Annotated in this window: 19 protein-coding genes; 11 read left to right on the top strand and 8 right to left on the bottom strand. The window is 59.0% G+C overall.

What is annotated here, in order from left to right:
- The first annotated feature begins 156 nt into the window (after positions 1–156).
- On the top strand, positions 157–933 hold the full coding sequence (locus AC1MDT_RS18385; protein WP_480418398.1) for an IclR family transcriptional regulator: 777 nt from the start codon (positions 157–159) through the stop codon (positions 931–933).
- 296 nt (positions 934–1,229) lie between these two features.
- Positions 1,230–2,108, top strand: a complete 879-nt coding sequence (locus AC1MDT_RS18380) for a DMT family transporter (RefSeq protein WP_480418397.1) — start codon at positions 1,230–1,232, stop codon at positions 2,106–2,108.
- 130 nt (positions 2,109–2,238) lie between these two features.
- Here the strand turns inward: AC1MDT_RS18380 and AC1MDT_RS18375 are convergent, their stop codons facing one another.
- Positions 2,239–3,576 (bottom strand): MFS transporter, encoded by a 1,338-nt coding sequence (locus AC1MDT_RS18375; protein ID WP_480418396.1) that lies wholly within the window; start codon positions 3,574–3,576, stop codon positions 2,239–2,241.
- A gap of 655 nt (positions 3,577–4,231) precedes the next feature.
- Here AC1MDT_RS18375 and quiC point away from each other — a divergent pair.
- Together quiC and AC1MDT_RS18365 are read left to right on the top strand one after the other, a co-directional pair.
- On the top strand, positions 4,232–6,133 hold the full coding sequence (quiC, locus tag AC1MDT_RS18370; RefSeq protein ID WP_480418395.1) for a 3-dehydroshikimate dehydratase QuiC: 1,902 nt from the start codon (positions 4,232–4,234) through the stop codon (positions 6,131–6,133).
- 102 nt (positions 6,134–6,235) lie between these two features.
- Positions 6,236–6,913, top strand: a complete 678-nt coding sequence (locus AC1MDT_RS18365; protein WP_480418394.1) for a TetR/AcrR family transcriptional regulator — start codon at positions 6,236–6,238, stop codon at positions 6,911–6,913.
- A gap of 36 nt (positions 6,914–6,949) precedes the next feature.
- Here AC1MDT_RS18365 and AC1MDT_RS18360 read toward each other — a convergent pair whose 3' ends face one another.
- The 3 genes from AC1MDT_RS18360 to AC1MDT_RS18350 all read right to left on the bottom strand — a co-directional run bounded on the left by AC1MDT_RS18360 (position 6,950) and on the right by AC1MDT_RS18350 (position 9,302).
- Complete coding sequence (locus AC1MDT_RS18360; protein ID WP_480418393.1) at positions 6,950–7,804, bottom strand: shikimate dehydrogenase; 855 nt, start codon at positions 7,802–7,804, stop codon at positions 6,950–6,952.
- A gap of 5 nt (positions 7,805–7,809) precedes the next feature.
- Positions 7,810–8,250: a type II 3-dehydroquinate dehydratase gene (aroQ, locus tag AC1MDT_RS18355; RefSeq protein ID WP_480418392.1), complete on the bottom strand. Its 441-nt coding sequence runs from the start codon at positions 8,248–8,250 to the stop codon at positions 7,810–7,812.
- Positions 8,251–8,390: 140 nt separating this feature from the next.
- Entirely contained in the window at positions 8,391–9,302 is a 912-nt protein-coding gene (locus AC1MDT_RS18350; protein ID WP_480418391.1) for a LysR family transcriptional regulator, read from the bottom strand.
- Between the two features lie 216 nt (positions 9,303–9,518).
- Between AC1MDT_RS18350 and AC1MDT_RS18345 the strand changes: the two genes are divergently transcribed.
- Positions 9,519–9,947: a DUF4160 domain-containing protein gene (locus tag AC1MDT_RS18345; RefSeq protein WP_480418390.1), complete on the top strand. Its 429-nt coding sequence runs from the start codon at positions 9,519–9,521 to the stop codon at positions 9,945–9,947.
- Positions 9,944–10,390 (top strand): DUF2442 domain-containing protein, encoded by a 447-nt coding sequence (locus AC1MDT_RS18340; RefSeq protein WP_480418389.1) that lies wholly within the window; start codon positions 9,944–9,946, stop codon positions 10,388–10,390. Before AC1MDT_RS18345 ends, AC1MDT_RS18340 begins: the two co-directional genes overlap by 4 nt.
- Before the next feature lie 54 nt (positions 10,391–10,444).
- Here AC1MDT_RS18340 and trmA read toward each other — a convergent pair whose 3' ends face one another.
- The gene (gene trmA / locus AC1MDT_RS18335) at positions 10,445–11,524 is read right to left on the bottom strand and encodes a tRNA (uridine(54)-C5)-methyltransferase TrmA (protein WP_480418388.1); all 1,080 of its coding nucleotides are present in this window, start codon (positions 11,522–11,524) and stop codon (positions 10,445–10,447) included.
- Entirely contained in the window at positions 11,521–12,816 is a 1,296-nt protein-coding gene (locus AC1MDT_RS18330) for an NCS2 family permease (protein WP_201116232.1), read from the bottom strand. Before AC1MDT_RS18330 ends, trmA begins: the two co-directional genes overlap by 4 nt.
- 214 nt (positions 12,817–13,030) lie before the next feature.
- On the opposite strand from AC1MDT_RS18330, the gene AC1MDT_RS18325 reads away from it, so the two are divergent.
- Complete coding sequence (locus AC1MDT_RS18325) at positions 13,031–13,486, top strand: DUF4879 domain-containing protein (protein WP_480418387.1); 456 nt, start codon at positions 13,031–13,033, stop codon at positions 13,484–13,486.
- Positions 13,487–13,552: 66 nt separating this feature from the next.
- Complete coding sequence (locus tag AC1MDT_RS18320; RefSeq protein ID WP_480418386.1) at positions 13,553–14,104, top strand: DJ-1 family glyoxalase III; 552 nt, start codon at positions 13,553–13,555, stop codon at positions 14,102–14,104.
- A 6-nt stretch (positions 14,105–14,110) separates the two neighbouring features.
- Here AC1MDT_RS18320 and AC1MDT_RS18315 read toward each other — a convergent pair whose 3' ends face one another.
- A complete protein-coding gene (locus AC1MDT_RS18315; protein WP_480418385.1) occupies positions 14,111–15,349 on the bottom strand; it encodes an MFS transporter in 1,239 nt (412 codons plus the stop codon).
- A 502-nt stretch (positions 15,350–15,851) separates the two neighbouring features.
- On the opposite strand from AC1MDT_RS18315, the gene AC1MDT_RS18310 reads away from it, so the two are divergent.
- Genes AC1MDT_RS18310 through AC1MDT_RS18300 form a run of 3 tightly spaced genes read left to right on the top strand, consistent with a single transcriptional unit; the run spans position 15,852 to position 18,527 of the window.
- On the top strand, positions 15,852–17,291 hold the full coding sequence (locus AC1MDT_RS18310) for a cytochrome ubiquinol oxidase subunit I (protein ID WP_480418384.1): 1,440 nt from the start codon (positions 15,852–15,854) through the stop codon (positions 17,289–17,291).
- 3 nt (positions 17,292–17,294) lie between these two features.
- Positions 17,295–18,302, top strand: a complete 1,008-nt coding sequence (cydB, locus tag AC1MDT_RS18305; protein ID WP_480418383.1) for a cytochrome d ubiquinol oxidase subunit II — start codon at positions 17,295–17,297, stop codon at positions 18,300–18,302.
- Positions 18,303–18,359: 57 nt separating this feature from the next.
- Positions 18,360–18,527, top strand: a complete 168-nt coding sequence (locus tag AC1MDT_RS18300) for a DUF2474 domain-containing protein (RefSeq protein WP_201116518.1) — start codon at positions 18,360–18,362, stop codon at positions 18,525–18,527.
- 66 nt (positions 18,528–18,593) lie between these two features.
- On the opposite strand, the gene AC1MDT_RS18295 is transcribed toward AC1MDT_RS18300, so the two are convergent.
- Positions 18,594–19,718, bottom strand: coding sequence for a methyltransferase (locus AC1MDT_RS18295; protein WP_480418382.1), 1,125 nt, complete (start codon positions 19,716–19,718; stop codon positions 18,594–18,596).
- Positions 19,719–19,734 lie beyond the last annotated feature (16 nt).

The raw sequence follows: 19,734 nt of genomic DNA, 5'->3' as shown, positions 1-19,734 counted from the left end.
CCATCGAATTCCGTCAGACGATGGATTTTTATCGAACGGGCGGACGCCTGCCGCGCATTCAAGCGCTAATGTGGGCGGTTATGGGACGATGGGTTCCAGGTTTCGCATTCGCTCGGTTGTCTTCTAGAATCGAAAAAAATTCGTATGGGACTTTCCATGGCCGGCAGTCAGATAGAACGTGTTTTCAGCGTGTTGGAAAGCCTCACCAGCGACTCGCGCGGACTGCCAATGCAGACGTTGGCGGAGCAACTGGATATCCCCAAAAGCGCGACCCATCGCCTGCTCGCCGAACTGATTCGGTTGGGCTACGTGCGGCAGAATCCGGAGAACTTGCGCTATCACTTGTCGACCAAATTAGTCGCGATGGGTTTCCGCTACTTGTCGAGCAGCGGCGCGGATATTGTTCAACCGGTGCTTGACCGGTTGGCTCAGGAAACCGGTGAGCTGGTGCGTCTGGGGGTAATCGAAGGCGTGCGGCAGACCTGGATCGCCAAGTCCCAGGGCGCCCGTTCCGGGCTGCGTTACGACCCGGATATGGGCCGCGATGCACCGCTGTTTTACACCGCCTCCGGGCATGCATGGCTGGCGTGCATGAGCGATGCCGAAGCCTTGTCGCTGGTAGCGCGGCAGGCCGTGGAGCGGCCATCGGAGCTGGGCCCCAACGCGCCGCGTTCCAACATTGAATTGCTCGAACGTCTGCGCCTGGCACGTGAGCAGGGCTATGCCTGGGTCGAGGAGAGTTCGGTGGTGGGGACGTCAGCGATTGCGGCGGTGGTGCGCCATCCCAGCGATGGTCGGGTGATTGGCGTGCTCAGCATTGCCGGGCCCAGTGCGCGGATGCCGGGCGCGCGCCTGCATGAGTTGGCGCCGCTGCTGTTGAAATTTACCGAGGAATTGTCAGCCGCAAGCCTGGCGTCTGAATTGTTCAGTTAATCCCGGTGTTGACCGTTCATTGTGGGAGTGAGCCTGCTCGCGAAAGCGTCGTATCAGTCAAAGGAGATGTCGACTGATACGACGCTTTCGCGAGCAGGCTCACTCCCACATTTGATTTTCGTTTGCCCATAAAGCTGTGCGCTGTTCGAACAGTTTCGGTCTTGATCCGTGTGAGAATCTGGAACCTGGTTCTAAATTGTTTGAATTCACCTGTCGGGACTTTTGCGTCCGAACGCGGACCGGTCCAGTGGCAACAAACTCCCTTGCCACATGCCGATTTCATCCAGAGGTTTTTCATGACCGTCAGCACCCCACTCTCTGGTGTAAACCAACCCTTCAAAGGGATTTTGCTGATCGTTGTCGCGACCTTCCTGTTTTCCAGCCATGACGCCTTGTCGAAATATCTCTCAGGCATCTACCCGATCGTCATGGTGGTTTGGGCCCGGTATGTGGTGCACACCTTACTGATGGCCGGGATTTTTCTGCCTCAATCCGGGTTGAGTGTCCTACGGACCAAGCGGCCGTTGCTTCAGCTGGCGCGGGCGTTGTGCCTGCTCGGCACCAGCCTGCTTTTCACCACGGGCCTGTTGTTCATTCCGCTGGCTGAGGCGACGTCGGTCAACTTCCTGGCACCGGTGCTGGTCACCGCGCTGTCGGTACCGCTGCTCGGTGAACACGTCACTCGTGGCCAATGGATCGCGGTGATCTGTGGATTTATCGGGGTGTTGATTATCGTCCATCCCGGTGGCGATCTGTTCACGCTCGCGGTGCTGTTGCCGCTCGGCTCGGCCCTGTTTTTCTGCTTCTATCAGTTGCTCACCCGCAAGCTCAGCGAAATCGATAGCCCAACCACCAGCAACTTCTTCGCCGGCTTGTGCAACACCTTGGTCATGAGTGCGCTGGTGCCGTTCTTCTGGCAGCTGCCGAGCCTGGGGCATGGCCTGATGATGCTGGCGCTGGGGGCATGCGGGATGACTGCGCACCTGTTTCTGACGCAAGCCTTCCGCCATGCGGCGCCAGCCTTGCTGGCCCCCTTCAGTTATTGCCAGATTGTGTTTGCGGGGTTGCTGGGCTGGTTGCTGTTTTCCCACACACCGACCCTGACCACGGTGGTCGGGATCGCGGTGATTTGCTGCAGCGGCCTGGCGGCGGCGTGGCAGCAGAGTCGGCGATGAAGGGTCAACGGTGAAAGACCTGTGGGAGCGAGCCTGCTCGCGATGGCGGTGTGTCAGTCAACGACTATGTTGACTGTCAGTCCGCTATCGCGAGCAGGCTCGCTCCCACAGGGGATTGCGTCGGGGGGCTTTACTCGGTGACGGTTGGAATCTTGCGCGGTGCCATGAAGTACAACCAGATCAGCGCGATGAAGTACATCGCCGGAATCAGGGTGAACAGCACGGTGTAGTTATTGTTGGTCACGGTCAGAATATGGCCGACCAGCTGGGTCATGAACATGCCGCCAATGGCCGCGCACATGCCGCCAAAGCCGAATACCGTGCTCATCATGTGTTTAGGCGTGTAGTCCATCACCAGGCTCCAGATGTTGGCGGTCCAGGCCTGGTGCGCACCGATGGCCAGGGAAATGGCAAACACCGCGACCCACAGACTGCTCGAACCGGCAGCCATGATCACGCCGACGATGCAGCAGGCAAACAGGAACATGGACATCAGCCGTGCCTTGATCGGATTGATCCCGCGGCCGATCAGGAACGAGGACAGGATGCCGCCACCGACGCTGCCGAAGTCCGCCGTCATGTAGATGATGATCAGCGGGATACCCATCTGGGTCACGTTGATGCCCAGGTTGTATTGCTGATTGAGGAACGGCGGCAGCCAATACAGGTAGAACCAGAATACCGGCGCCGTCATCGAGTAGGCGAGGGCGAAGGCCCACGTGCCACGCATGCGCAGGATTTTCGAGAACGGTACGCGGCTTTGTTCCGGTTCGACTTCGTTCTGGATGTAGTCCAGTTCCGATTGTTTAACGCTTGGGTGATCTTCCGGGTTGAAGTATTTCAAGCCCCAGAACAGCAACCAGATTCCGCCCAATGCCGACATGCACAGGAACGCGCCCTGCCAGCCCCAGACGTGAAGGATCAGCGGCAGCAGCATCGGGGTGAACATCGCGCCGACGTTGGTCCCGGCGTTGAAGATGCCGGTCGCTACGGCGCGTTCGCCGGCCGGAAACCACACACGGGTGGTTTTTACGCAGGCCGGGTAGTTGGCGGCTTCGGTCAAACCGAGAATGAACCGACAGACCATAAAGCCGACCGCCGAAGTGGCCAGGCCGTGAGCGCCGGTGGCGATGCTCCAGAGTAGCACTGCACAGAAGAACACACGTTTCACGCCGACCCGGTCAATCAGCCGGCCTTGCAGCACGAAACCGATGGCGTAGCCGACCTGAAACCAGAAGTTGATGTTGGCGTAGTCCATCGCCGTCCAGCTCATTTCTTTGGCGAGGATGGGCTGCATGACGCCCAATGCGGCGCGGTCGATGTAGTTCAGGGTGGTGGCGAAAAACACCAGCGCCAGCATGCCCCAACGGGTTTTGCCGACGGCCATGGCGCCGCGGATCTTGTCGCCGATGCCGCCTGTGGCGACGCCCATGGCCGGAGCCATGCGAGAGCTTTGAGAAGGAATCATGTGTGCCATCCGTTCAATGACTGACAAGCGAAGCTCGTCGGGACTTCAAGGGCGCGTGATCAATCGGCGGCGGTCTGCACGCAAGGATTGATCGGCTGAGGTGTTTTCGCCAGCAGACGACAACGTGTTTATTCAGCGAGCGGCACGGTTCGGCCAGAGGCGCGAGACGTTTGGATGGGCGCGGGGCAGGGCATGTGAGGCGTGTAGCGAGGGAGCAAGGCGTTGAATGAGTGCATGAGTGTGTACCCGTTTTTTGAAATTTTTATGTGGTGTTCTGGGTCTTGGGTGACTTGATGCCGGTGATTGATGGCCGGAACCAATGTGAGATTGATGTTGCGCAGTGGACGAAAAATCGTCAATTCGCCAAGGGTCATTGTGTTCGATAATCGCACGCAAAACTAACTGGATAGTACACTTTGGATTGCTGTGTGAGTTCGTCACGCCAATAATTCACTCCATACAAACGCCGGACCCTGTAGGAGCGAGCTTGCTCGCGATGGACGTGAACGATGAAGCGTGCGGTATGGAAACATGCGTCGCCTTCAGGTTTATCGCGAGCAAGCTCGCTCCTACAGGGACGGACGCAGGCTTCGCCAGCTGTTACATAAACGTGCGATGTCGAAAACAAGATTGTCCCCCCACCGGGAGTCGAAATATGCAGCGTTCCATTGCCACCGTTTCCTTGAGCGGTACCCTGCCGGAAAAACTCGAAGCCATTGCCGCTGCCGGTTTTGATGGCGTGGAGATTTTCGAAAACGACCTTCTCTACTACGACGGCAGCCCCCGGGAAATTAAACAGATGTGTGCCGATCTAGGGATCGCCATCACGCTGTTTCAACCGTTCCGCGACTTTGAAGGTTGCCGCCGTGATCGTCTGCCGCGCAATCTGGAGCGGGCCGAGCGCAAGTTCGACCTGATGCAGGAACTGGGCACCGACCTGGTGCTGGTGTGCAGTAACGCCTCTGCCGATTCGGTCGGTGATGAACAGATCCTCGTCAATGATTTGCGTCTGCTGGCCGAACGGGCCGGGGCTCGTGGCCTGCGAATCGGCTATGAAGCGCTGGCCTGGGGGCGGCATGTGAACACTTACCAGCAGGTGTGGAACATCGTTCGACAGGCTGACCATCCAAGCCTCGGCGTATTGCTGGACAGTTTTCACACGCTGTCGCTCAAGGGCGACCCCAGCGCTATCGCCGAGATTCCCGGCGACAAGATCTTCTTCGTGCAAATGGCCGACGCACCGATCCTGGCCATGGATGTGCTGGAGTGGAGTCGGCATTTCCGCTGTTTCCCGGGCCAGGGAGAATTCGATCTGCCGGGGTTCCTCGCACCGATCATCAAGAGCGGTTACACCGGGCCGTTGTCGCTGGAAATCTTTAACGACGGCTTTCGCGCCGCGCCGCCACGAGCCAATGCCGCCGACGGTTTGCGTTCGTTGCTGTACCTGGAAGAGAAAACCCGCGAGCGTCTGGCGCAGGAAGCCAAACCCACGGTCAATCCCGATATTTTGTTCGAGACGCCCAAGGCCAGCGAGTACAACGGCATTGAGTTTCTTGAGTTCGCCGTGGACGAAAGCCTGGGTGCCAAGCTCACCCATTGGCTGGAACGGCTGGGTTTCGTCAAGGCCGGCCAGCACCGGTCCAAGAGCGTCAACCTGATGCGTCAGGGCGATATCAACCTGATTCTCAACGCTGAACCTTATTCTTTCGCGCACAGTTTTTTCGAGGCTCACGGCCCATCCCTGTGCGCCACCGCTGTGCGGGTCCAGGACAGCACCAGTGCACTGGCGCGGGCGGTGGCCTACAAAGGCCAGCCGTATCGCGGACTGGTTGGCCCCAATGAACTGGAGCTGGCGGCCGTGCGCGCACCCGACGGCAGCCTGATTTACCTGGTGGACCAGAACGCCGACGTCTACGGCACCGATTTCAATTTGCATTTATCGGCAACGGCCAGTGGCGGGCTTAAACGTATTGACCACATGGCCATGGCGTTGCCGGCCGACAGCCTCGACAGTTGGGTGCTGTTTTATAAGAGCCTGCTGGATTTCGAGGCCGACGACGAAGTGGTACTGCCCGATCCCTATGGCCTGGTGAAAAGTCGGGCGCTGCGCAGTCGCGACAGTTCAATCCGCTTGCCACTGAACATTTCCGAGAACCGCAACACCGCCATCTCTCACGCGCTGTCGAGTTATCGCGGTTCCGGCGTGCACCACATTGCCTTCGATTGCGACGACATCTTTGCCGAAGTCAGCCGGGCCAAGGAGGCGGGTGTGCCGCTGCTGGATATCCCGCTCAATTACTACGATGACCTGGCGGCGCGCTTCGACTTCGACGACGAGTTCCTGAGCGAACTGGCTTATTTCAACGTGCTTTATGACCGCGATGCTCAGGGCGGCGAGCTGTTCCACGTGTACACCGAGCCGTTTGAAGGGCGGTTCTTCTTTGAAATTATCCAGCGCAAAAATGGTTATGCCGGATACGGAGCGGCCAACGTGGCGGTGCGACTCGCCGCCATGGCCAAATCCCGTAGTGGGGCCGCGCGTCAGGCGAAGTTGTAGGAAATTCGTAATCGCGGGGTTAAACCGTTGCCGCACGACTTCCTTCAGTGTGCGGCGCGGCCCATAATCGCCAGCCTGTGCAGTAATGGCCGTGAGCCCGCAATGACAATCACTTCAGAACGCTCTGTAGCCCCCGACGAACTTGTCGTCGAGCCGCGCAAGAGTCGCAAGAACAACCCGGAAAAAACCCGCGAGAACATCCTTCAAGAAGCCATTGTCGAATTCGTTCAACAGGGGCTTTCCGGCGCTCGCGTCGATGCAATCGCCGAGCGCATCCACACCTCCAAGCGCATGATCTATTACTACTTCGGCAGTAAGGAACAGCTCTACGTCGAGGTGCTGGAGAAACTCTACGGGGATATCCGCAGCACGGAAAACCGGCTGCACCTGGCGGAATTGGCTCCGCTGGAAGCCATTCGACGGTTGGTGGAATTCACTTTTGATCACCATGATCGCAATGTGGATTTCGTGCGCATCGTCAGCATCGAGAACATTCACAACGCCGAGTATGTGAAACGCTCCGAAGCGATCAAGGCGATGAACACCACGGTGCTCGATTCACTGGGCGTGATTTTGCAGCGTGGTGCCGAAGAAGGACTGTTCCGTAGTGGCCTCAACCCGCTGGACGTGCACTTGCTGATCACTTCGTTTTGCTTCTATCGCGTGTCGAACCGCCATACCCTTGGTGAGATTTTTCAGATCGACTTGTCGGAAGAAAGCGTCAAGCAGCGTCATCGAGAGATGGTCTGCGAATCGGTATTACGGTATTTGCAGGCCTGATGCGGGAGGAGGGGGTTGCCCCCTCACACCCATCATTCAGACATTCATGCTCTGAAAATGCGCCAGCATCCGCTGGGCATCGGGCACCACGCTGCTGAACAATTCGAACGCCTTCACGGCCTGAAACACCGCCATAGTGCCGCCATCCAGCGTCCGGCAACCCAACGCCCGGGCGTTGCGCAGCAGCTCGGTTTCCAGCGGGAAATAAACAATTTCCGCCACCCATAACTCAGCCCGAAGCAGCTCCATCGGCACCGGCATGCCCGGCAGCTTTTTCATGCCCATGGGCGTGGTGTTCACCAGACCATCGGCCTGTGCCATCGCACTCTGCAAATCATGTCCGGCCACCGCTCGACCGGCGCCGAAATGTTGATTGAGGTTGTCCGCCAGGTGTTGGGCGCGGCTGATTTCCACGTCGAAAATGCTCAGCTGTTGTACGCCTTCGCTTAATAGCGCGTGGGCCACTGCCGCGCCTGCGCCACCGGCGCCCATTTGGACGACACGCTTAACGGCAACGCCCTGCAAGCCACGCCGAAAGCCTTCGGCAAACCCCAGGCAATCGGTGTTGTGGCCGATGCGTTTGCCATCCTTCAGCACGACAGTGTTCACCGCGCCAATGCCTCGGGCTTGCGGCGACAATTCGTCGAGCAGCGGGATGATCGTCTGCTTGCACGGGAAGGTGATGTTCAGTCCGGTGAAGTTCATGCGTTCGGCCGCCATCAACAGGTCAGGCAACGCGTCGCTGTCGAGTTGCAACTGATCGAGGTCAATCAGGCGATAGAGGTAACGCAACCCCTGGGCATCGCCTTCATGCTCGTGCAGCGCCGGGGTACGGGAAGCCTGGATGCCGGCGCCGATCAGGCCGGCCAGTACCACGTTGTTCTGTGTCACAGCGCTCACCCTTTCAGACGTTGGCTGAAGTGCTCCAGCGCGAGGCGATAGCCATGGCTGCCGAAACCGGCCATGACCGCGGTGGCGATGGCTGATACGAAGGAGTGATGGCGAAAGGGCTCACGGGCGTGGACGTTGGACAGGTGAACTTCGATCACCGGCAGCTCGCTGGCGACGAGGGCATCGCGGATCGCGACCGAGGTGTGGGTCCAGGCGGCGGGGTTGATGATAATCCCGGCGCAACGGCCCCGGGCCGCGTGAATCCAGTCGAGCAATTCGCCTTCATGGTTGGTCTGGCGAAACTCAACCGCCAAGCCGAACTCTTCGGCGGCACGTGCGCACAAGGCTGAGATATCCGCCAGGGTTTCATGGCCGTAAGTGGCCGGTTCACGGGTGCCGAGCAGGTTCAGGTTCGGGCCGTTGAGCACCAGAACGATAGGGTTCATCGGGGTCTCTCCACTTGTTATTTTTGGCATTGGCCGAGGGTCTCAGCCTGTGGAGATAAATTGTACTAGATGGTTAATTTGGTCAATTAAAGAGGTGTCTCGCCGGGTTTTTGTGTGCGGTGATCGGACAGCTTCAGTGTTCAGCGGGGCAGGTGCTCCACCAGAAAATCAATAAATGCCCTTAACCGCAACGGCACGTGGCGACTTTGCGGATAGAGTAGGGTGAACGGCCGTGAACGTCCGCCATAAGGCTTGAGCACTTCCACCAGCGAGCCATCGGCCAGTTCGTTTTCGACAATGAAGCGATAGGTTTGAAACAGCCCCGCCCCGTGTTTCGCCAGGGTCACGCCGCCCAGCACATCGTCGGAACAACTCAGATTGCCGTCGGCGAGAATTTCCCGCTGCTCGCCATTGTCGTTGAACAGCCAGGCGATTCGCCGACCGCTGCTGGGCAATTCGTACTGGATGCATTCGTGCTGCTTGAGGTCGTCCAGTGTCTGGGGAGTGCCCGCGCGCTTCAGGTAATCGGGGCTGGCTATCATCACCAGCGCTGCGTCTTCAAGCGGTCGTGCGATCAGGCCTGAATCCGGGATGGCTCGCACGCGGATGGCCATGTCATAGCCTTCGCCCACGAAATCGATGTTGCGATTACTGATGTGCGACTCAACCTTCACCGACGGGAACCGTGCACGAAATTCAGGCAACAACGGCAGAATGCGGTGGTGGGCATAGGTGGTGGGAATACTGATGCGCAGCGTGCCGGACGGTTGCTGCTGCTGGCCCATGACCTCACGTTGGGCTTCGACCAGTTGCGCCAGCGCTTGACGACATTCCTCGTAATAACGCCGTCCACTGTCGGTCAGTTTGACGCTGCGGGTGGTGCGGGCGAACAGCCGTACAGCCAGGCGTTCTTCCATGCGCGACACCGAACGGCTCACAGCTGCCGGCGTCACACCGGCAACCAGTGCGGCAGCGGTAAAGCTGCCGGCCTCGGCGGCCAGGCAAAACAGTTCGATGCTGCCGAGCTGAAGATCGTCGAATACTCGCTGCATGATTGATTACACCGGGGATCAAATGAAGGTCTTGAAGCAGTGTTTATCAAATTGTCGAAAGGATTGCTTACCATTTTTGTCTCTTGATCGCCGCACTTGGGACGATTTGCAGCGCTAGTCTCAAGTTCGGATGACTGAATGCAGGTCAGGACCAGTCATCGGGTTCTTCAGGGAAAGACGAGTCATAGGGCTCACAAACCTAACGGATGGGTTAGGATGAAATTGTTCCGCTACAAAGGGCTTTCGGTGGTGATCATGTTGCGCGATGAGCACTGCCCGCCACACGCACATGTGGATGCTGGAAACTGGAGTGCGCGCTTTAAATTCAGCTTTTGGCACAACAGTGTCGAGCTTTGGGACGTGGTTCCTCATTCAAACCGGCCACCTGTGGCTGTGCTGGAAGGATTGCGTCATGCACTCAGACAACCCGTCCACTTGCGGCGTGCCCGAGTCATCTGGTGGGACAAGCTGAACACGGTCTGCCTCGATCATCAGATATGGGACTGGCAGACCAGCGAAGTCGTGGTGGTAAAAAGGATTGCGAGTACGACCTGGATGATTGGCTCGGCTTGCTATGAACCCGAGACGAACAAGACCCTGCTGGAGCTGATCGGCGTTCCGGAGGGCGTGGAGATCCAACTATGAAAACGATTCAGGCAGGAATGCTGGCCGATCGGCCCGTGACCGATACGGTGTTGGATGAAGCTATCCAGCGCGGGCAAGTGCGCCAGAAAAGCGGTTTGCAGGTGACTTCGGTGACTTATGTGGAACCGTGTCTGGCGGTCAGTTTCATTGATGGCAGTGGCGTACTGCTGCCCGTGCAGCACTATTCGGAATTCGATGATTTCGAGGTCGAGGATTTCGCAGAACTGAAAGTTGGCTTTTCCGGGACTGCCCTCTGCCATGAGGGCAAGGATCTGCACGTTTCCATCGCCGGGATGATTTCGGCTAGCAAGCCGCTGATGGACATGGCCGCCTCGGTCATTGCCTCGCGCAATGGTCGCCAAAGCAGCGCCGCCAAAGCCGAGGCTGCACGGGCGAACGGACGCAAGGGCGGGCGTCCGCGCAAGGGGGATGTCACCGATTGAGCACCCACAAAAAAGCCGTCGTGATGACGGCTGTTTTGTATCGGTCGGCTGCAATCACCGCCGGGTCAGCAACACCCCGGACTCCATGTGATGGGTCCACGGGAACTGGTCGAACATCGCGCACTGGGTAATGCGGTGGGTGTCGTGCAGTTGGGCGATGTTGGCAGCCAGGGTTTCCGGGTTGCAGGAAATGTACAGGATGTTGTCGAAGCGACGTGTCAGTTCGCAGGTGTCCGGGTCCATGCCGGCGCGAGGCGGATCGACAAAGACGCTCCCGAATTCGTAGCTCTTCAGGTCGATGCCGTGCAGGCGACGGAACGGCCGCACTTCGTTCAGCGCTTCGGTCAGTTCTTCGGCGGACAAGCGCACCAGGGTGACGTTATCCACAGCGTTTTCGCTGAGGTTGCTCAGCGCCGCGTTGACCGAGGTCTTGCTGATTTCGGTGGCCAGCACTTTGCGCACACGGGTGGCCAGCGGCAGGGTGAAGTTACCGTTTCCGCAATACAGCTCCAGCAAATCGTCGGAGCGATCACCGAGCGCGTCGTACGCCCAGTTGAGCATCTTCTGGTTGACGGTGCCGTTGGGCTGGGTGAACGCGCCTTCGGGCTGACGGTAGCTGAACGTGCGACCGCCGACTTCCAGCTTTTCGACCACATAATCGTGACCGATGACTTCGCGTTTACCTTTGGATCGGCCGATGACGCTGACGTTCAGGTCGGCCGCCAGTTTCGAGGCCGCCGCGTGCCAGTGCTCGTCCAGCGGGCGGTGATAGCACAGCGTGATCATTGCATCGCCGGCCAGGGTGGTCAGGAACTCCACCTGAAACAATTTGTGGCTCAGCGCCGCGCTTGCTTTCCATGCCGCCTTGAGTTGGGGCATCAATTCATTGATGCGCAGGCTGGCGATCGGAAACGCTTCGATCAGGATCGGCGTGCGTTTGTCTTCCTGGGAAAACATCGCGTAGTGCCGCTCGCCGGCTTCGCGCCACAGGCGGAATTCGGCACGCAGGCGGAAGTTTCGCAGCGGCGAATCGAAAACCGCCGGCTCGGGCGCATCGAACGGAGCCAACAGGTCACGCAGGCGCGTGACCTTTTCTTCGAGCTGAACAGCGTAGGCCTGGGAATCAAAAGTCATGCGTTGAACCAACCCAACTTGATCACGAACAGAATCGACAGAATCACCAGCGCCGGGTTCAGTTCACGGGCCCGGCCGGACAGCAATTTGATCCCTGTCCAGGCGATAAAGCCGAAGGCGATGCCGTTGGCAATGGAATAAGTGAACGGCATGGCCAGGGCGGTGACCACGACCGGTGCGGCAACGGTGATGTCGTCCCAGTCTATTTCGGCCAGGCCGGATGTCATCAGTACCGCGACGAACAGCAGTGCTGGTGCCGTGGCGAATGGCGGAATACTGGCGGCCAGCGGCGAGAAGAACAGCGCCAGCAGGAACAGAATCGCGACCACCACAGCGGTCAGGCCAGTGCGGCCACCCGCACTCACGCCGGCTGCGGATTCGATGTAACTGGTGGTGGTCGAGGTGCCCAGCAGTGAACCGGCCATAGCCGCGGTACTGTCGGCGATCAGGGCGCGGCCCATTTTCGGCATATGGCCGTCCTTGCCCATCAGGCCGGCGCGCTTGGCGACGCCGATCAACGTGCCCGAGTTGTCGAACAGGTCAACGAACAGGAAGGCGAAAATCACGCTGACCAGACCGATGTCCAGTGCACCCTTGATGTCCAGTTGCAGGAACGTCGGGGCCAGCGATGGCGGCATCGACATCACGCCGCCGAACGGGGTGAAGCCCATCAAGATGGAAACAATGGTCACCGCCAGAATCCCGATCAGTACCGCGCCGCGCACTTTCAGGGCTTCGAGGGCAACGATCAGGGCAAAACCGAGGGTCGCGAGGATTGGTGCTGGTTGCTTCAGGTCACCGAGGCCGACCATGGTCGCCGGGTTGCTGACCACGATGCCCGCGTTATGCAGGGCAATCAGCGCCAGGAACAGGCCGATACCGGCCGCAATCGCAGAGCGTAGCGGGAGCGGGATGCTGTTGATGATCCATTCCCGGATACGGAAGATCGACAGCAGGAAGAACAGCACCGCCGAAATGAATACCGCGCCGAGCGCCACTTGCCAGGTGTGGCCCATGTGCAGGACCACGGTATAGGTGAAGAAGGCATTCAAGCCCATGCCCGGCGCGAGGGCGATCGGGTAGTTGGCGATCAGGCCCATCACTGTGGAGCCGATTGCGGCCGCCAGACAGGTCGCGACAAACACCGCGCCCTTGTCCATACCGGTCTCGCCGAGGATGCTCGGGTTGACGAACAGAATATAGGCCATGGCCAAAAACGTCGTAACGCCCGCTAGAATCTCGGTCCGCACGTTGGTGTTGTGTGCCTTGAGTTGAAACAGCCTTTCCAGCATGTCTGCTCCCCGTGGCGCGCCCGGCGCCGTGAATGTATCGACCTCAACAGCAAAGCACAGACCGTACCAGGCGCCTGGTAATTTTCTGTGGGTCGGAAAAAGCCGCGCATCATACCAGCAGCGCGGGGCTGTGGCTGCTTATGGCTGCGATCGTCGTCGATGTTTTGCGCTTAAGCCAAGTGAGCCATACTGCGCGCTGGCTTTGGGGGTACTTATGTATTGCATGAAAAAGCGTGGGATTGCGGCATTCGGCGTATTGACTGCCCTGTTTCTGGGGGCGCAGACCGCATTGGCGGCATCAGCACCACCGTTGAGCCATGTGAACGTGCTCAAAGTCGAGTCGCCAGGCTGTGGCATTGAAAACATTGCACCGGGGCAAGAGCAGACCCGCTGCAATCACACTGGGCCGAACATCAAGATTTACGTGTTGGAAGTCGGCTACGGTAAGGGGGCGCATGTGGGGCTGGACGGTTATGAGCTGAACGGCACTCGCACCCCGGTCTGTGCGTTTGATAACGGCAACCTGACCGCCTGCGTCGCAGGGAGAAACACCGTTGGTTATGTGTATGTCTTCGATCTGGCAGGCAAGCAGGGGGGCACGTTCACCTTCAGCGACACGTCCATCAACGCGCCAGGCAACACACTGTCGACACAGCTTTACATCAAGTAACGGCAGGCTCGAACAAGGGACAGGAAAGATGTCTACGCTTTAAAGATCATCCTGTGGACTGTGCCCATGACCTTTAGAGCTTTGATTACCCTCGCCGAGGGCATCGATGACCTGCAAACAGTGACGTTGATCGATGTATTGCGTCGCGCCAAGGTGGAAGTGGTGGTGGCCAGCATTGAGGGGCGGCGCATGCTCACCTGTGCCCGGGGCACCCGATTGACGGCCGATGCGATGCTGGTGGATCTGCTGGCCCAGCCGTTCGACCTGATTGTCCTGCCCGGCGGAGTGGTCGGGTCGCAACACCTGGCCGCCCATCAACCCTTGCAGCAATTGATCAAGGATCAAGCAGCGGCCGGGCGTCTGTTCGCCGGCATCGCCGAGGCCCCTGCATTTGCGCTACAAGCCTTCGGCGTTTTGCGTCAGCGGCGCATGACCTGCCTGCCATCGGCCAGTCACCAACTGTTAGGTTGCAATTTCGTCGATCAACCGGTGGTGGTCGATGGAAATTGCATCACCGCCCAAGGCTCGGGCGCGGCACTGCCATTTGCGTTAGCGTTGGTGGAACAACTCTGCGGCAAAGCCGTGCGGGCAGCGGTGGCGGGGGAGTTGTTGGTGTAGAGGAGGTTAGGCCTTTATCTCTTCCACCGGCACATGCATGCGGTCGCGGTTGGCCAGGGTCGGGAACAGTTTGATCCACGTACCCGTGACCACCAATGTGCCGATGCCGCCCATGACCACCGCCGGTACGGTGCCGAACCAATGGGCGGTGAGGCCGGATTCGAACTCGCCCAACTGGTTCGAAGCGCCAATGAACAGGCCGTTCACGGCGCTGACCCGGCCGCGCATTTCGTCCGGGGTTTCCAATTGTACGAAGGATGCCCGGATCACCATGCTGATCATGTCTGCCGCACCCAACACCACCAGCACCGCGAGGGAAAACCAGAAGGAGGTCGACAGGCCGAAGGCGATGGTCGCGACACCGAAAATGCCTACCGCCGTGAACATCACCCGTCCGACGTTGCGTTCCACGGTAAATCGCGCCAGGAACAGCGACATCAGCAACGCCCCCACCGCCGGCGCCGAACGCAGCAGGCCCAGGCCCCACGGACCGGTCAGCAGAATGTCTTTGGCGAACACCGGCAGCAACGCAGTTGCGCCGCCGAGCAATACGGCAAACAGGTCCAGGGAGATCGCCCCGAGAATGTCCGGGCGGCTGCGGATGAAACGAATGCCCGCCAGTAAGGAATCCAGAGTGGCCTTGCCCTTGTTCAACGGTGTTTGCCGGGCCGGTAGGTTGAGCATCAGTGAGCAAGCGATGAGGTAGAGGATCACAGTTGGGCCATAGACCCAGACACTGCCGAAGGCGTAGAGCAACCCGCCGAGGGCCGGGGCGACGATCGTTGCCGATTGTTGCGCCGATTGCGCTGCAGCGACGGCGCGGGGAAACAACGCGCTGGGCACGATGCTCGGGAGCAAGGCTTGCGTCGTCGGCATCTCGAAGGAGCGCGCAGCACCGAGCAGGAACGCCAGGATGAAGATCATCTCGCGGGTGACGTGGTCGGTCGCACTACCGATGGCCAGCGACAGCGCGATCAACGCTTGAACGGATTGGCAGATCGCCGCGACCTTGCGCCGGTCATAGCGGTCTGCGACATGCCCGGTGTGCAGCATGAACAGTACCCGCGGGACGAATTCCACTAGACCCACCAAACCCAGATCGAGCACGTTGCCGGTCAGTTGGTAGAGGTTCCAGCCAATGGCCACTGTCAGCATCTGAAATCCGCTGGCGGTAAACACCCGAGCCAGCCAGAACGCAATAAAAGGGCGGTGATGACGTAACAGCAAGGGCGCTTGGCTGGGCATCTGAAGGCAGGTCTTGAACGAGGGGAGGGTCGAGATTATCACCAAGCTGTAACCAGAAGTTGCAAGACACGGCAATTTAGTTAGCAAGACACCTATCTGCTCGTGCCCCCTGTAGCAGCTGGCGAAGCCTGCGTTCGGCTGCGAAGCAGTCGTGAAATCAGGCGAAGAGGTGTATCAGGTCAACCGAGTAGGTCGAATTTACGACTGCTGCGCAGCCGAACGCAGGCTTCGCCAGCTGCTACACGTGGCTGTGAGGCAACCTGTCACGCGGCAAAAGACCACACCGTCCATCGTCAAAAATGGGACTACTCTTTTAACGTTGCTTGACCCAGATCAAGACCGTTCGTGGAATTGATCCGGCGGCCAGATGGCCAGGCTCCCTACGTTGTGATGTGTGTAAAAAGAGAACGAATGTAAATTCGCCACACTCCATATCCGTGGGGGGGGGCAGTGGGTGTAGGCCGCAAGCCTTCAGCCGGTATTACCTGACAGAGGAAGACTTATGTTCGGTTTGGAGGCACTTGAGCTTGCCCGGATTCAGTTCGCGTTTACCATTTCGTTTCACATTCTATTTCCTGCCATCACCATTGGCCTGGCGAGTTACCTGGCGGTGCTCGAAGGCCTGTGGCTGAAAACCCATAACGACACGTACCGCGATCTGTACCACTTCTGGTCGAAGATCTTTGCCGTGAACTTCGGGATGGGCGTGGTCTCCGGGCTGGTCATGGCCTATCAGTTCGGCACCAACTGGAGCCGCTTTTCGGACTTCGCCGGCTCCGTGACCGGGCCGTTGCTGACGTACGAAGTCCTAACGGCCTTCTTCCTTGAGGCCGGGTTCCTCGGTGTCATGCTGTTCGGCTGGAACAAGGTCGGACGCAAGCTCCACTTCTTCGCCACGGTGATGGTCGCCATCGGCACACTGATTTCGACGTTCTGGATTCTCGCTTCCAACAGCTGGATGCAGACCCCGCAGGGCTATGAAATCGTCAATGGCCAGGTCATTCCGGTGGATTGGCTGGCGGTGATCTTCAATCCGTCGTTCCCCTACCGCTTGATGCACATGGCAACAGCGGCGTTCCTCGCCACTGCGTTCTTCGTCGGTTCCTCGGCAGCCTGGCATTTACTGCGCGGCAAGGACAACCCGGCGATCCGCACCATGCTCTCGATGGCCATGTGGATGGCCCTGATCGTGGCGCCAATTCAGGCCTACATCGGTGACGCCCACGGCCTCAATACCCTTGAACATCAGCCGGTGAAAATAGCCGCGATCGAAGGTCACTGGGAAAACGTCGGTGACGAGCCGACTCCGCTGATTCTCTTTGGCTGGCCGGACATGAAAGCCGAGAAGACCAAATTTGCGGTCGAGATTCCGTACCTGGGTAGCCTGATCCTGACGCACTCCCTGAATAAACAGGTACCGGCGCTCAAGGAGTTTCCAGCGCAAGACCGGCCAAATTCGACCATCGTGTTCTGGTCATTCCGCGTCATGGTCGGCTTGGGCTTCCTGATGATTTTCACCGGTTTGTGGAGCCTGTGGCTGCGCAAACGCGACAAGCTGTATACCTCGCGGCCGTTCCTGTACCTGGCGTTGTGGATGGGGCCGTCCGGTCTGATCGCGATTCTCGCGGGTTGGTTCACCACGGAGATCGGCCGTCAGCCGTGGGTGGTCTACGGGTTGATGCGCACGGCGGATGCGTCCTCCAACCATAGCTTCATGCAGATGAGCATTACCCTGATCATGTTCGTCGTGGTGTATTTCACGCTGTTCGGTGCAGGTCTTGGCTACATGATGCGTCTGGTGCGCAAAGGGCCGAAGATCGACGAAGGCAAGGAAACCAACATGGGTGGTCCCGGCCAGAAACGCACGCCGGCGCGTCCGCTGTCTGCTGCTGACGATGATGGTGATCACGATCACAGCCCCAGCCTGACCAAGGAGATTTGAATCATGGGTATTGATCTTCCGCTGATCTGGGCCGTGATCATCATTTTCGGCATCATGATGTATGTGGTGATGGACGGTTTCGACCTGGGGATCGGGATTCTTTTCCCGTTCATCAAGGGCAAGACCGACCGCGACGTGATGATGAATACGGTTGCCCCGGTCTGGGACGGCAACGAAACCTGGCTGGTACTGGGCGGCGCGGCGTTGTTCGGCGCCTTCCCGCTGGCCTATTCGGTGGTGCTCTCGGCGTTGTACCTGCCGCTGATTTTTATGCTGATCGGGCTGATTTTCCGCGGCGTCGCTTTCGAATTCCGCTTCAAGGCCAGGGACGACAAGCGTCACCTCTGGGACAAGGCATTCATTGGTGGTTCAGTCGCCGCAACGTTTTTCCAGGGCGTGGCACTGGGTGCATTTATCGATGGGTTGCCGGTGGTCAATCGTCAGTTTGCCGGTGGCTCGCTGGATTGGCTGACGCCGTTCACCCTGTTCTGTGGCGTGGCGCTGGTGGTGGCTTATGCGCTACTCGGTTGTACCTGGCTGATCATGAAAACCGAAGGCAAGTTGCAAGAGCAGATGCACGACCTGGCGCGGCCATTGGCGTTCGTGGTGTTGGCGGTGATCGGTATCGTCAGCATCTGGACCCCGTTGGCCCATGCCGAGATTGCGGCGCGCTGGTTCACCCTGCCGAACCTGTTCTGGTTCCTGCCGGTACCTATCCTGGTGTTGGTGACCATGTACGGACTGATCCGTGCCGTGGCTCGCAATGCGCACTACACGCCATTCCTGTTGACCCTGGTGCTGATTTTCCTCGGCTACAGCGGTCTGGGCATCAGCCTGTGGCCGAACATCGTGCCGCCATCGATCTCGATCTGGGACGCCGCCGCACCACCGCAAAGCCAAGGCTTCATGTTGGTGGGCACGTTGTTCATCATCCCGTTCATCCTGGGTTACACCTTCTGGAGCTACTACGTGTTCCGCGGCAAGGTGACCCACGAAGATGGTTACCACTAGAGCACACGACAATAGCGCAGGGCTGATACCTGTGCCGTTGCAGAGGAGATAGCGATGATGGCGGGTAAACATTCCTTGCAGGAAATCGAAGCCGCAGAGAAAAAGCCGCTTTGGCAGCGACTGGGCTGGCTGGTGATGATCTGGACCGGCAGCGTTGTAGCGCTGTTCATCGTCGCGAGCCTGATGCGCATGTTCATGAATGCCGCCGGCCTGACCACGCACTGACATTCCCATCCCGCTGCCTTGCGGCACGGATTTAGAACCCTCCCGACGGAGGGTTTTTTTTGCCGGTTATTTGCGTGCTTTAAGGATCACGAACTTGGGTGTAGCCGCCACTTGTTCGACGCCGCGGAACAACCGCGCAAGCTTGCTGTGATAACCCAGGTGACGGTTGCCGACAATGTACAGGGCACCGCCGACCACCAGCGCCTCGCGCGCCTGTTGGAACATACGCCAGGCGAGAAAGTCGCCGACAACTTGTTGCTGGTGAAACGGTGGGTTGCACAACACCACATCCAGCGACTGAGGTTCCTGGCCAGCCAGGCCATCACCGGCACGCACGATCACCTCCCGTTCACCCTGCGCAGCGCGCCAGTTTTCGGCCGCCGATTGCACGGCCATGAACGACTCGTCCACCAGCGTGTAGTGAGCCTCGGGGTTCTGCAATGCGCTGGCGATGGCCAGAACACCGTTACCGCAACCGAGGTCCGCGACCCGTGCAGCGCCAAGATTCTTTGGCAAGTGCGGCAGAAACGCGCGTGTACCGATATCCAGGCCTTCGCGACAGAACACATTGGCGTGGTTAAGCAGTTCAATTGCAGGTGCGTCGAGTTGATAGCGCGAAGGATAAGGCGATACCGCAGGTGTTTTGGATTCAGCGTCAGCAATCAGCAGCCGCGCCTTTTTTACCGCCAGCGAAGCATGCACCGGGCCGATATATCGCTCCAGCAGGTCGCCCGCCGCACGGGGTAAATGTTTGATCATGGCGGCGGCGATGACTTGGGCACCCGGCGCCAGACAACCTTGCAGGCGGATCAGTTGCTCTTCCAGCAGGGCCAGGGTTTTCGGTACCCGGATCAGTACCCGGTCAAACGGACCAGCGAACGCTTCGCTGGCGGGTACGCTCGGCACGGCATCAAACGCCTGGCCGTTTCGAATCAGATTCTTTTCCAGCCCCTGGAAGGCCAGGAACGAATCGCCACTGCTGATCACCTGAACCTTGCCGGCCAGGCTGGCGGCCAATGCGCCAAAGCTGTCGTTGAGCACCAGCACCCGAGTCTCGATGGACGGCTGCTGCTCGGCCAGATAATTGAGCAGGTACTCGTCTGCGGCATCAAACGCTTGCAGCGGTTCGTTCTGCTGTTCGGGCTGGCGGATCAGGTCGAGGCGGGCGAAGGGTGTTTCGAGCAAAGGCATGGGGGCGGGGGCTCTT

Source organism: Pseudomonas sp. ASL7 (assembly GCF_056680375.1).
Note: the sequence above shows the minus strand (reverse complement) of the source record. Positions and strands in the feature narration are given on the sequence as shown.